This is a genomic window from Serratia sp. L9 (assembly GCF_050632285.1).
Lineage (GTDB): Bacteria > Pseudomonadota > Gammaproteobacteria > Enterobacterales > Enterobacteriaceae > Chania.
The window spans coordinates 2,251,165-2,263,599 of sequence record NZ_CP192591.1 but is presented as its reverse complement, the minus strand read 5'-3'; the positions used below and the strand labels follow the sequence as shown (position 1 = coordinate 2,263,599).

The window sequence follows — 12,435 nt, the reverse complement described above, 5'->3', positions numbered from 1 at the left end:
TCACAGCAAGCCGACAAATTTACCCACCACGCCTATCACCACCGTGACGCCAATCAATTTCACCGGTGAGAACCCACGCTTCATCAGGAAAAAATCAGCAGCGTGAAGCACAACGGCAACAGGTTGGGCATCAGTTTGTCGAGCACGTCCGTTTGCAACGCGACGGTGGCTTTACCCGCATGCATGATCAGCGGCGTAGAAAGGTGTACATAAGAGGCCACCAGCGCCCCGATAACCGTCATGCCCACGATCGACGCCGCATGGGATATTCGTTTGGTGTGAGTTTTCAGCAGCGACATCGCGCTGGTCCCCGCTTGATAGCCATAATGGGCTAACCCGAAGCGCAAACCGAAGTGGAACAGGTTAAACAGCAGCAGGAACACAATTGGCCCGAACAGGCTGCCTTCCAATGCCAGAGAAGCCCCGATACCGGCGCAGATAGGTAACAGGGTCAGCCAAAACAGAGCATCACCAATACCGCCCAGCGGCCCCATCAGCGCGACTTTCACCGCACGGATGGTGGAGATGCGCTCCTTATTCCGCTCCATCGCCAGCACCAGCCCGGAAAGGAAGGTGACGTCAAACGGATGCACGTTAATAAACTCCATATGCATTTTCATCGAGTTCGCCAAATCCTGCGGATTGCGGTGGATCTTGCGCAAACCTGGGATCAGGGTATACAGCCAGCCACCGGCCTGCATACGCTCATAGTTGAACGAGGCTTGCAGCAGCAGCGAACGCCATGCCATGCGGTTGATATCACCACGCGTCAGCGCCTCTGCCGGGCGGCTGTCGACATAGTCATCCTGCTCTACCTGGCTGGTCGCCAATGCCTGCGCCATACGCTTGTCTGCTTTTTTAGCCAGCAGATCGTCAGAATCATCAAATACCATCTTCGGCATCCTCCGGTTGAACAGGCTTTCTGGTCACCTCTGTGTCGGCCCGTTGACTGTTGAAAAAATCGATCAGGGCAATCGCCAATGCCCCCAGTGCCACCGCCAGGATCGGCAGCTTAAGGAAGGTCACAGAGATAAAACCGAGGATAAAGTACGCCACATAGGTTTTCTTCATCATCACTTTCATCAGCAGTGAGAAACCAATGGCTGGCATCATCCCACCCGCAACCGCCAACCCATCCAGCAGCCAGGTCGGGGCTTTCTGCACCATGGCGCTGGCCGCTTCGGCACCGAAATAAATCGGCAGGAACGCGACCACAAAGTAGAAGACGAACAGAATGCTGATACCGAGGTAGTTCACCCGTTCAACCCCCGCCAGTTCAGCTCTTTCACCATGCGATCGCAGCGGTGCATCATCGGTGAGAAGGCGGTAAACAGCAGCGTGATACAGCCCTGAACCGCAATGGCGAACGGCACCGCCACGCCAATGGCTACCTTGGGATCGGCCTTGGTGAGAATGGCAAACGCCGTGCCGATTACCCCGCCAATCACTACGTTTGGCGGTTGGGCGCCCGCCAATGGCACCATGCCCATCCACACCAGTTCTAATGTGCCACCCACCAGCAAACCGGTGGTGACATCCCCCAGGATCAGGCCGACCAGCGGCCCCATCACTACCGGGCGGTGGAAATGGGTCAGACCATCGAACAGATCGACCCCCGCCAAACCCGCCAGCAATGCAATCAGTAACGCATCAGTTAACATCATCCCCCCTGTGCTCAATCGAGCAATTTGCCTATCGCCTCGCCCGCCTCGTCCGGCACCCGGCGTACTTCACATGCCACGCCTAATGCCGCCAGTTCGCGAAATGCCGCAACGTCATCGTTATCTACCGAGACCGTCTTGTGGATTTGCCGCTTCCCTTCGGTGAAGTGCATATTGCCAACGTTAACGAAGCTGATTGGCACCCCGCCCTGCACCAGGGTCAGTACGTCCTGCGGCGTTTTGCACACCAGAAAAATCTTCTGGCGATCCGCCGCTTTATGGATCACATCAATGGTTTTCTGCAGCGTGAAATAGCGGGTCTGAACCCCCTCGGCTACCACCATATCCATCAGGTTTTGCTGCACCGGATCGGCCGCCGCGTCATCGTTGGCGACCACCACCAGATTGGCCCCCAACGTATTGGTCCAGGTCACCCCGACCTGACCATGAACCAGGCGGTTATCAATGCGGGTCATCAGAATATTGGGCATATCAGCGCACCTCCGGGTAACAGGCTGAGTGATAGTCTTCAAGCACCTGGGTTATCTTGTGGATCACCCAGGCTTGCGGATCCTGGCTCAGTTCACCGGCATTCAGGGCGCGTGCCTGGTCAGGCAGATACTGGCTGAGCAATGCCAGTGGCACCGGATGGCGGCGCAGATTGTCCATCAACGCATCTACCGCCTGTTGAACCTGTGGCTGCGGCCAGTAGTAACGTACGCGATCGCTCAGGCTGTAATGCCGGTCCAGATACTGTTGATGCGGGCTGCCATGGTAATAGCGGCTCCACTGTTGAGGTTGTTCACGCATCACCTGTTCGAGCGTGGCGCACAGTTGGGCTGAACGGTGTTCCCCCAACCATTGACGTTCAATATGGTCAAGCGCAAACAGCGCTTCGCGCAGTGCGAAGGTCAGTGCCGGGCCAACTTTCAGAATGGCGAAATGGTCACGCACCAGTTGCCGGTAGGCCTGCGGAACCTGGTAATCGGTTGAGTGGGCTTCATACAGCAACCCCGGCTGGCGCTCGATAAAGCGGCTCAAGGCTTGCGCCGCCTCCGGTTGATAATGCTCGACTCCGTGATGATCAAACTCGACACCCGGCTGCACCACCAGGGCAATAACCCGTGCCCAGGCGCTGCTCAATCCGGCCTGTTGCCAGGCGTGGCGATGGGTCTCCAGCGTGAGCGAGACCGCCTGCGGGGTAGTTACCTGGATGCCCTGCAGCGTTTCCTGTGCTCCACCCGGCACCGGTACTTCGGTGCCAATCACATAGACCGGAGCTTCGCCACCATTGCGTTGCCAGGCACGTTCCGCCACAGCACACAAACGGGCAGCGCGCTGAGCGACAATTTCATCCCCTAACGGGGTGGGATCGTCGGCGCAGGACATGGAGCAGTCGAGGTGTATTTTGCGAAATCCAGCACGCACATAGTCATCAATCAAGGTTTCCGACAGCGCCATCGCCTCCTGCGCCGGGCGATCCTGCCAGGCATTCGGGCCAAGATGATCGCCCCCCAGCCAGATAGCGCTGCGGGGCAGCCCGATGTCATCCGCCATTTGCCACAGCGCATCGCGAAACTGCGCAGCGGTCTGGCCGGTATAACCACCAAACTGATTGACCTGATTGGACGTTGCCTCAATCAACACCGGCGTACCTTGTGCCTTGGCCTGCTGCAAGGCTGCCCGCAACACCCAGGGATGGGCGGAACAAACGGAAAAAATACCCACCGGCTGACCGGCTTTGTGCTGTTCTACCAGCTGTAACCACTGCTGCATGAATCCCCCATGATGGCGCCCTACTCGCGATCGGCTATTACTACCTCTACGCCTAAATCGATGAGCGCCCGCTCGTAATCTTGTGGAAGACGGCTATCTGTGATCAGCCGATGAATTTGCCCGACTTCGCGGATCATGCAAAAGCTCTTGCGACCAAACTTGCTGGCATCAGCAACCGCGATAATTTCACGCGCCACCTCGCACATCACTCGATTGAGGTGAGCCTCACCAGGGTGAGGTGTGGTGATCCCCGCAACAAGGTCGAAACCGTCAACCCCCAGAAAAAGCGTGTCGAAACGGTACTGGCGCAATTGCTGCTCGGCGGCCGGGCCGTAGAGCGAATAAGAGTTCTGCCTTACGCTGCCCCCTAGCACCATCACCTCAACGCCGTCATAACCTGAAAGCTCATACGCAATGTTCAGCGCGTTAGTCATCACCACCAGATCCCGGCGCGGTTTCAACCAGGGGACGATTTGCGTCGTGGTGGAACCGGAATCCAGGATCAGCGCATCACCATCACGCACATAGCTCGCTGCCCGGCAGGCAATCAACGATTTAACATCGCGATTCAAGCGCCCTTTGTCGTGCAACGGGCGGTCAAAAGCAAACTGCTGGTTGAGCATCGCGCCACCATAGGCACGCAGCGCACAGCCTTTTCGCTCCAGAAAGCGCAGATCGTTGCGGATCGTCACCGTGGAGACAGCAAACTGTTTGCTGAGAAGTTCAACCCGCACGCTGCCGTGCTCACAGAGCAGATCGATAATTTGTTCACGTCGTTTGGCGGTGTTCATTGGCATGAGCAGCGGGTCCTCAGGTTTTCGGTTTTAGCCGAGAGATGATGGCTTTCGCTCTACTGCAGCGGTATTACAACAAAGCGAAAGCAATGAAATTGTGATCGGGATTACAGGGCAGTTTTAGCAGGAAACAGGGGTAAAAAGCTTTCGGATCGAAATGAAATGAAACTAATTTTACGATGGGAGGGAAAAAGTGAAATCTGCCGCAAGCCGGTAGGGCGGCAGGTTAAGAGTATGTGAAAAACTTGACAGTGAAAGCGGCTTTGGCAGGCAGGTGTTAAAAGGCTTTTCTTTTCCTGAGTGATCAATATCACAAAACCATTAATTGGCTCAGCTAAGCTTACCAACACCAAAATGTGTTACCAGGCCAACCACGACCAAAACCAGGATCACAATGACGGTATAAAGCACAATGCGGCGAGGGCTGTAAAAGGACATGTTGTTTCCTCAAGGTTTCTACCCGTTGTTTTTCTCGCGCAGACAACAACGCTGCAAGTTTGAAACTCATTGGGTAATAGACAAATAAAGCAATCTTATTGCCGTTACTATCCTTTATAAAGAGAGTTGCTGCCAGTATTTTTTGCCCTATGGGTTTCACGTTGGGCGCTCAAGCGCATCTGTGCGCCCGCGCCATTTGTACTTCCCTGTACCGCTTGAAAGACGGCGGATACCGTTGCCCTGGTTTTGATCAACGCCACCCCGCTGGATCGATTACGATTTTGTTAACCCCTTGTCAGGCCGAATAATCTTTCCTACACTGGCAACCAGATATCGGCAGCCCTGCCGGTACGTAAGCGTTAACGTCAATCAACGCATCTCGTCATGCCGTATTGATTGACTGCATGCCCTGGTGCGAGGATCTCATGCTCCAACCCAAATCATCTCCGGTTGCCGTTGCCAGGCGCAGTCGTTTGGCGAAGACCTTATTGCTGGTCGGGATCATGCTGGTGGCCGCCAACCTGCGGGCCCCGTTAACCAGCGTAGGCCCGTTGCTGGAACAGATCCAGCAACAGCTGATGCTTTCTGCCACCGCCGCCGGCCTGCTCAGTTCCTTACCTCTGATCCTGTTTGCCGTGTTATCGCCGCTCACGCCCTCCATCGCCAGGCGCATTGGGATTGAGCGCACGCTCGGGCTGGCGCTGCTGATGTTAGTCGCGGGGATCGTGCTGCGATCACAAACCTGGAATGGCATGTTATGGGTAGGTAGCGTGCTGATCGGCAGTGCCATTGCCTTTGCCAACGTGGTGTTGCCAACGCTGGTAAAGCGTGATTTCCCTCACCGTGCCACGGCAATGATCAGCGCTTATGCGGCCGTGATGTCGCTGGTCGCCGCAATGGCATCCGGCATGTCGGTGCCCTTGGCAGTGTTGAATGATAACGGCTGGCGTTTCTCTTTGCTGTGCTGGAGCCTGCCTGCGTTTATCGCGCTGGTTATCTGGCTACCGCAGTTGAGGCAACGCTCGATCCCGCTAGCGCGCACCGCCAACCCCATTGCGGCAGAAACCTTCCGTTCCCCCTGGAGCAGCGCACTTGGCTGGCAGGTAGCCCTGTTTATGGGGCTGCAGTCCATCACCTTCTATACCATCATCGGTTGGTTCAGCGCGTTCGCCGCCAGCCATGGAACCTCGCCACAACAAGCGGGATTCGAGCTTTTTATCTACCAGATGGTGGCTATCATCGCCAATTTCGCGATGGTGTTTGCGCTGCCCCGCTCCCGTGATCAGCGGGGGATTGCATTAGTCAGTTCTCTGCTGATTTTTATCGGGGTTGGCGGGTTACTGCTGCTGCCATCCCGTTCGCTGATCTGGCTGATTTTTGCCGGGCTGGGGGCGGGGAGTTCACTGGTTCTGGCGCTTTCGTTCTTCGGTTTGCGCAGCCAGCATCATCATCAGGCGACGGTACTTTCCGGGATGGCGCAGTCCATCGGCTATTTACTGGCCGCGCTGGGGCCAACGCTATTCGGACTGTTGCACGATCTGACGAAGGGATGGACGGTGCCTCTGGTGATTTTACTCGGGTTAACCCTGCTGCAAATGCTGTTCGGCATCCTGGCTGGGCGCCGTAAGATTATCCACTAACCCTGAGGAGGTTTTGGCATCCTCTTCTGATAGCCAAAGATCATCAATAAAGCGTCTTTGCAGTTCATTCAGTTGCCAGGCGGGCGGGAAAATCGCCTTCCCTGGTAACTGGGTCTTTCCTGTCAGTGTTTGCGGTTTGCTATCCATCGGCTTGTTCCTGACTACCCTGTTTCCAATAAGTTGCCTTGGCAACCACTCAGATATCTACCTTATAAATTCAAGTTTTCTGCTCAAAGCACATCCCTGCGCCCGCGTTATTGGCACTCCCCTGTCCAGCACCGTTAGTGCTGGTGACAACGCTGGGACTTGAAAGGCGCGGGTATAGACTAAACCAATCGCGGCATTATTTATCATCGCTAGAAGCAATCGTTACATTCGCCTATTCCTATGGATAATTCTTAACAAATCCAGGTTCGGCAAGGCAAAGAGGTAACCTCTGATGCCGCCAGTTGACAGGGGCGAGCAACGCCGCCCCAAAGGGAAGGAACCTGGATGATGATAGCCTGATTATCAGCCAATCTGGCTGACAGAATCCTTGCTGGCCTGCTGGCGAGCCTCCCCAACCAGTTCGCTCAGATGCCCTTCACGCATTTGCAGCAGACGATCCGCATGTTCAAAATAATGATCATCATGACTAATGGCAAAAACGGTCTTCCCCATGTCACGCAGGTGGGGAGCAATTCACGGTAGAAGGTGCGCCGGAATTGGGGATCCTGATCTGCCGCCCATTCGTCCAGCAGTAAAATGTCACGTTTTTCCGCCACTGCCAACAATAAAGCCAGGCGTTTACGCTGGCCCTGTGAAAGCTGCGGATTAGTGATCCGGGCTCCATCAAACGCCAGTTTGCTCTTCATTTTTAACCGATGTAACCAGATTTCTACCAGTTCAGCATCCGGCTCTGCCCCATCCGGCCCTTGCAGGTGATTAAACTGGTGGAAATCGGTGAAAACGGCCGAGAACAACCGGCGATAATCATATCTGTCAGCCGCAGTCAGTACAGCGCCATCCAGCAGGATCTGCCCACTGACCGGCACATACAGCCCAGTTAATAACATCGCCAACGTCGATTTACCGCTGCCATTACCACCGATCAGGAACACCAGTTCACCACGCTGCAACGTCAGATTAATTGGCCCAATGGCAAACCCGGATTGATCATCGCTGGCCGCATATCGGAAGACCACCTCGCGCAATTCAAGCGTCTGCCATGCCCTGGTCTGGGTCGCTGGAAAGTCTTGCTGATAGTCGGCCAGTTTCAGTGCCTTTAGTTTATTGAAAGCCACTTCTGCGCTGATCAACGTAGGGAACGCCCCCACCGCCTGCAATAATGGCGTGCGCAGAAACAGCAGAGTCAGTGAATAAGTCGCGGCCACCGTGGTGTTCGCCCAACCCAAACTGTTGGCCATATAAAACACCAGGCCGATAGCGCCCAGCATCATGATATTTGACCAGTTGACGGCGCTGAGGTGGAAAGTATCCGCCCGGATAATATGGTAGCGATAGTCAATAGCATCAGGCTGATAAGCCTGCTGGAACAGCACCTTAGCCCGCGCACGATTCAGCGCCAGTTCTTTTCGCCCATCAATCACCGACTGATAATGCTGATAGAGCCGCTCTTCGGCTTCACGTACGCTGCTGAGATGACGATAAACTCTGGAGACCAGATACCAGCTGCCGAAAATGGTCACCGCCACCCACAGCGCCGTTACCCCTAACATCGCTGGCGACAGCCAGCCAAGATAGACCGCTGACCCCAAAGTCAGGATCACCCCCTGCACCAACTCTGGCAGACGGACAAAAGCGATGGTGATATTACGGATATCACTCGACAGGCTGGCTAGCAGCGAGGCACTGCCCAATTGCTCCAGGCGTTCAATATCGGTATCCAATATCCGCTTCACCAATTGGCCACGCAGGCGGTAAACAAAATAATGACCCAGCGTAGTCAAAGCCAACTGTGACCCCAGCGTTACCGCCATCAGCAGGGCCAACAGACCCAGGAACTGTGGCAATACGGTTAACGGGTTACCTGCTGCTCCCATCAACTGCACATTGATAAATGCAATGATGCCGATACCCAGCGCAGCACTGGCCATGGTCAGCGCCATTACTGCCAGAAATGGCCAACGATATTGGTGGAAGACCACCCGTAACAACTCCATGAGAAACCCTACCTAGAAATCAATGCAAGGCTGGCATTGTAGTCGGCGAAAGCGTGATATCAATAACAATTCTCATTTTGTTTTTTATTTAAAGGACCAAACACAAACTTACCCAACTCCGGGGTATTTAACCGGCCCTTCCACAGGATAAGCGCTACCTTTTATCAAGGTGGACGTTGCCAAAAGTGCTCTACAAAGCGGAAAAAGGTGAATAAAAGCAATTACCCCCGTGACAATAAACAGTTAATGCTATTAAATAAAATCCAACTCAATAGGTAAATATCTCAATACCGACGGAAAATGGCGCATTACAGTAACCGCAAGATGTTTCACACCCAGGGTTAAAACTCCACTTTTATCAGGCATTTCAAGATTTGATGTGATAGACATCGCAAAACAATCTGATTACTTTATGAGCAGATAGGCTATTTTTTTCACACCAATAATGGCCAACACCTCTTGAACACTCGTTTCATTGAAATTTTCACAGAAAGTTCTTAGTATGTATCATTGCTATTTCGTTTGCTGAGTAGCAGTATTCAATGTTTAAATAAGAATATCACCCAAAATATCTGCTTTCTGTAATGCAGGAAAAATAAAATGAAAAAGCGAAAATATCTCACTCATATTGAAATTGAGAGGATGATCTCTGCTATACCGGATGGACACAATGGTTGTCGGGATCGTTGTATGTTGTTGATGTGTTTTATTCATGGGTTACGGGTCAGTGAACTGCGGGGATTACGCCTGGAGGATATTGACCTCGCCACTAACCGTTTACACGTATCGCGCTTAAAAAATGGTTTTTCGGTGCAACATCCCATTCAAATCCGCGAGCGTTTGGCGCTGAGCAAGTGGTTGTCGCAACGCCCACGCTACCTGGAGTCTGACAGCCCGTGGCTATTTCTTTCGCGCCATGGCGGGCAAATTTCGCGCCAGCAGCTCTACCGTTTAATAAAGTCCTACGGCGAATTAGCTGGCATCAGCGTTCAGGTTCATCCCCACATGCTACGCCATTCTTGCGGCTATGCCCTTGCGGATAAAGGGATTGATACCCGGCTAATTCAAGACTATCTTGGTCATAGAAACATTCAGAATACTGTTATTTATACTGCTAGCAACGTTGAACGCTTCCGGATAATACATATTTAAGCCAAATATTCGAATCATTCTATATTACATCCACAATAATGTTAGGCTATATTGTCTTTTAATTTACAGGAGAAATTGTATCGGCAGGAGCCACCACATCTAATATTTTAACGTTATATACCATTGTAGAACCCGGCGGGATGTCGGGTGGTAGGCCTTTGTCGCCGTAAGCCAAGGTTGGCGGAACTACCATCGTCATACTGCCGTGATTTTGCAACTGTGTAATTGCAGATCTGAACATCGGGGGAAACTGCTTAAAGGCTGGGTGATCGACGTGCCCGCAGCATCCATATCCTTGATAACTTTACCGTTTGCCAGGCTCTCTTTTACTACTACCGTAACAATGCTGTTAACGTCAATGCGACCCTTGCCGATACTATCAACAAGATAGAAATAACCCGAGGCGTCTTTTTTCACCTGCTTTTGATTTTTAAATTGCTCGATATAGCGGGAACCCGCCGTTTCAGTATTCAATTTTTGCTGCTGCTGATTGCTGCTCAGCACTACCTCGGTGGCATCCAGCGCCTTTTCGATCTGGGCCTGCTGTAATTTCGGTTTCCCAGCGAAGGTATCCTTTACTCCCGCCAACGCCAAACGATTATCAACGTCAATGCCCTGAGCCGCCCTCTCCTTCAACAGGGCCAGCATATCCTGAGCCAACGCGCTGCCGATCGCGTAGTCTCGGATCTCTTCTGCAGATTTTGGCTCCAACTCTTCTTTTTGCAACGCGGCCACAGCCAATTGCTGTTGCAACACGCTGTTTTCCAACTGATGCTTACCTGCCTGCCGCTGCACTGCCACCAATTGGTTTTGTAGGCCTTCATTCTGTTTGCGGCTGTCGTTCAGCTCAGCCAGCAGGACCTTACTTTCCTGGTTATTATCACTATGTGATTTTGCCAATACATCCAGTTGCTTTTGCAATGCCGAACTTTGTTGCAGGCTTTTGTCGAGTGCCTGTTGTAACCGGCCATTATCTTTTGAATTATCTGCTTTTACCGCCGTTGCCGCAGCCAGATCCTGCTGCATCTGCTCTGTCGCCTGTAGGTTTTCCTGCAAATTCTGCTTTAAATGTGCCACTTCGGCACGCGCGTCAGCATCTTGCCGGGCAGCCTGGCGCAGTTGTTTCAGTTCCTGTTCCTGCTGGCCAAGGGCGGCATTCAACTGATTGACTTTGGCTTGCAAAGCCTTTAATTCGGCCACTTGAGTCGCTGAACCCGGCTCGCTGGCTCTCTGGCTTGATGAGCGTCTGGCGGGTTTGGCGGCACTTCTTTTTCGACTGGCGGGCTGACGGCTTCCAGCTGTGAGGGGGTCAACAGCAAAAGTGCCGGCGCATCATCCACTTTGCTGGTTATCGCTTCCAGGGATTGTATCGTCGAACTCATGTCGTCTTTGAGTTGATCCGAACCAAAGGCGCAGCCAAAAGGAAGCGCCAAGGTAAAGAGACAGCCGAATTTTAAGCCCCGTTTCACTTCACGCTCTCCCCTCGACGTATCAGACCATTAAGCACATCACGCTCAATTTCAGCACAAACCTGATTGGTTTTATATTTATACAGTGCGTCTAAGGTATCTTTGGTCTGTGCGTTAACTTCGCCCCGAACGGCACTGTAAACCGAAGCCGTTTTCACCAGATTATCGAAGTAGGCCTTCCGGACATCATAAGCTTTAGGACTGATGGTTTTTAACGAAGCCAGTTCACTTTGGCACAACCCCATGCGGCTCTCTTTTACCGCCGGTTGTGGCTCGGGGACCGGCTCAGGCGGTGTTTCAGCGGTTACAGGTGCAGACACCGCTGGCTGAGTGACTAAAGAAGTCACGGCATTTTTGCTTTCGCAACCCACCAACAGCAAGCCACTGCTGACGAGCAACCCGGCCATCAACCGCCGCCCACTGATATTCTGAAGCTGTTCCAAATTCTATTCCTTCCTTACTGAATAAGAGCCACCCGCGAATGGATCAGGTCCACAGGGAGTAACCATGATGGCAATGTTTCTATTTCTCTGTTGGCTCCGCTGTCATGTTTTTGAAAACCCTTGACCACATCGTCTCTATCATCTGGCTGTTCGCCATCCGATTGGATCTGTTCCAGATACAGATATTCCAGCATCTCCCGCATGGCAACCAGATTGGCGCTGTGTTTAATACCCAGCTTATGCATAGCTTTGCCTTTGGTCGCCATAATCGTTTTTTCACTGCGCGACAACAGATTGGCGGTACGTTTGATTGAGCATCCCTGCAACAGATACTGCAATACCTTCAACTCCATCAGACTTAATGCCGCGGGTTTTGCAGTGCTCAACTCCTCAGGCAGAGCCCCCTCAAGCCTGGTACTGCAGTAAATCCCCCCTCAGCCACCTGACTGATTGCGTCTCTTAGCTGCTCCAGCGGTTCATGTTGGCTCAAAATGCCATCAACATTCTGCTCGGCAAGTAATTGCAGAAAATAGGGGATATACACATCCAGTATCACGACTATTTTCATCCCTGGGCGCGTCCGGCGTAGGGCACGAATAAGCTGTAAGTGTCGTTGACACTCGGCCTGATGAGCGCTGATGACAACAATCAGCATTTCGACAGGGGATGTGATCAAACGCAGGCTGGCTTCAGTTACGGACTCCATACACCAACTCAGCCGGATATCCGCCATTTCTTCAAGCAAACGTTCAAACCCTTGCTCCATCAACTGGCAAGGGGTTAGCAGTGCAACACGAGTGATCCGTGGGCTGCATAAAGTCATAAGTATTCCCTTCCTTGAGAACCTGACCAGTTTACCCAACGATATATACCCTAAACATTTCAAGTTGCAGCGTTTCT

Annotated in this window: 11 protein-coding genes and 3 pseudogenes; 2 read left to right on the top strand and 12 right to left on the bottom strand. The window is 52.7% G+C overall.

The annotated features are described in order from the left end of the window. The 5 genes and pseudogenes from ACQ86O_RS10780 to agaR all read right to left on the bottom strand — a co-directional run bounded on the left by ACQ86O_RS10780 (nucleotide 1) and on the right by agaR (nucleotide 4,234). Nucleotides 1-893: pseudogene (locus ACQ86O_RS10780) on the bottom strand (PTS system mannose/fructose/sorbose family transporter subunit IID). Beyond that, nucleotides 883-1,661, bottom strand: a pseudogene (agaW, locus tag ACQ86O_RS10775) (PTS N-acetylgalactosamine transporter subunit IIC). The pseudogenes ACQ86O_RS10780 and agaW overlap by 11 nt, the downstream one beginning before the upstream one ends. Nucleotides 1,662-1,675: 14 nt before the next feature. Then, nucleotides 1,676-2,152, bottom strand: coding sequence for a PTS N-acetylgalactosamine transporter subunit IIB (gene agaV / locus ACQ86O_RS10770; protein WP_431225212.1), 477 nt, complete (start codon nucleotides 2,150-2,152; stop codon nucleotides 1,676-1,678). Between the two features lies 1 nt (nucleotide 2,153). Continuing rightward, entirely contained in the window at nucleotides 2,154-3,437 is a 1,284-nt protein-coding gene (locus tag ACQ86O_RS10765; protein ID WP_431225211.1) for a D-tagatose-bisphosphate aldolase, class II, non-catalytic subunit, read from the bottom strand. A 20-nt stretch (nucleotides 3,438-3,457) separates the two neighbouring features. Further along, nucleotides 3,458-4,234 carry a transcriptional repressor AgaR gene (gene agaR / locus ACQ86O_RS10760; RefSeq protein WP_431225210.1) on the bottom strand — a complete coding sequence of 259 codons (777 nt, stop codon included), beginning with the start codon at nucleotides 4,232-4,234 and terminating at the stop codon, nucleotides 3,458-3,460. 860 nt (nucleotides 4,235-5,094) lie between these two features. Here agaR and ACQ86O_RS10755 point away from each other — a divergent pair. Beyond that, nucleotides 5,095-6,309 (top strand): CynX/NimT family MFS transporter, encoded by a 1,215-nt coding sequence (locus ACQ86O_RS10755; protein WP_431225209.1) that lies wholly within the window; start codon nucleotides 5,095-5,097, stop codon nucleotides 6,307-6,309. A 510-nt stretch (nucleotides 6,310-6,819) separates the two neighbouring features. Here the strand turns inward: ACQ86O_RS10755 and ACQ86O_RS10750 are convergent. After that, nucleotides 6,820-8,471 (bottom strand): annotated as a pseudogene (locus ACQ86O_RS10750) (multidrug ABC transporter permease/ATP-binding protein). 600 nt (nucleotides 8,472-9,071) lie between these two features. Between ACQ86O_RS10750 and ACQ86O_RS10745 the strand changes: the two are divergent. Then, a complete protein-coding gene (locus tag ACQ86O_RS10745; RefSeq protein ID WP_431225208.1) occupies nucleotides 9,072-9,623 on the top strand; it encodes a tyrosine-type DNA invertase in 552 nt (183 codons plus the stop codon). 58 nt (nucleotides 9,624-9,681) lie between these two features. Here the strand turns inward: ACQ86O_RS10745 and ACQ86O_RS10740 are convergent, their stop codons facing one another. Genes ACQ86O_RS10740 through ACQ86O_RS10715 form a run of 6 tightly spaced genes read right to left on the bottom strand, consistent with a single transcriptional unit; the run spans nucleotide 9,682 to nucleotide 12,358 of the window. Continuing rightward, the gene (locus ACQ86O_RS10740; RefSeq protein ID WP_431225207.1) at nucleotides 9,682-9,816 is read right to left on the bottom strand and encodes an FKBP-type peptidyl-prolyl cis-trans isomerase; all 135 of its coding nucleotides are present in this window, start codon (nucleotides 9,814-9,816) and stop codon (nucleotides 9,682-9,684) included. A 2-nt stretch (nucleotides 9,817-9,818) separates the two neighbouring features. Then, nucleotides 9,819-10,823 (bottom strand): FKBP-type peptidyl-prolyl cis-trans isomerase N-terminal domain-containing protein, encoded by a 1,005-nt coding sequence (locus tag ACQ86O_RS10735; RefSeq protein ID WP_431225206.1) that lies wholly within the window; start codon nucleotides 10,821-10,823, stop codon nucleotides 9,819-9,821. After that, nucleotides 10,811-11,092, bottom strand: a complete 282-nt coding sequence (locus ACQ86O_RS10730) for a hypothetical protein (RefSeq protein WP_431225205.1) — start codon at nucleotides 11,090-11,092, stop codon at nucleotides 10,811-10,813. The genes ACQ86O_RS10735 and ACQ86O_RS10730 overlap by 13 nt, the downstream gene beginning before the upstream one ends. Continuing rightward, the gene (locus ACQ86O_RS10725; RefSeq protein ID WP_431225204.1) at nucleotides 11,089-11,535 is read right to left on the bottom strand and encodes a hypothetical protein; all 447 of its coding nucleotides are present in this window, start codon (nucleotides 11,533-11,535) and stop codon (nucleotides 11,089-11,091) included. The genes ACQ86O_RS10730 and ACQ86O_RS10725 overlap by 4 nt, the downstream gene beginning before the upstream one ends. Nucleotides 11,536-11,549: 14 nt before the next feature. Beyond that, entirely contained in the window at nucleotides 11,550-11,921 is a 372-nt protein-coding gene (locus ACQ86O_RS10720; protein ID WP_431225203.1) for a LuxR C-terminal-related transcriptional regulator, read from the bottom strand. Further along, on the bottom strand, nucleotides 11,918-12,358 hold the full coding sequence (locus ACQ86O_RS10715) for a hypothetical protein (protein ID WP_431225202.1): 441 nt from the start codon (nucleotides 12,356-12,358) through the stop codon (nucleotides 11,918-11,920). The genes ACQ86O_RS10720 and ACQ86O_RS10715 overlap by 4 nt, the downstream gene beginning before the upstream one ends. Between the last annotated feature and the right edge of the window lie 77 nt (nucleotides 12,359-12,435).